General features: G+C 54.3%; 1 pseudogene. It reads left to right on the top strand.

From position 1 onward, the window contains the following. Positions 1-83: 83 nt before the first annotated feature. A pseudogene (locus tag ACEN88_RS35565) lies at positions 84-265 on the top strand (IS5/IS1182 family transposase); the annotation flags it as partial.

The following is a 265-nucleotide window of genomic DNA, read 5'->3' as shown; positions in this document are numbered from 1 at the left end:
CCAGGCTGTGTAAAAACGTAGGCCGGTGTAAACGAAACGGGTCCGGTAAACGTTGAGGAAGTATCTCATCACTGGGGTGCCAAATGAAGCGCTTTATCGAAGGCGAAGATCGCGGGCAAGGGACTTTACTTCCCGAGCATTTGGACGACTACGTGGCTGAAGACAATCCGGTTCGCGTGATCGATGTGTTCGTTGAAGAACTTGACCTCGCGGGCCTCGGTTTTGAGCGCGTACATCCAGCGAAAACAGGCCGACCGGCCTACCA

This window comes from Massilia sp. CT11-108, from assembly GCF_047302915.1.
In the GTDB taxonomy this organism is placed as follows: Bacteria; Pseudomonadota; Gammaproteobacteria; order Burkholderiales; family Burkholderiaceae_D; genus Telluria; species Telluria orientalis.
The sequence above is the reverse complement of the archived record's forward strand: the minus strand, read 5'-3'. Positions and strand labels throughout refer to the sequence as shown.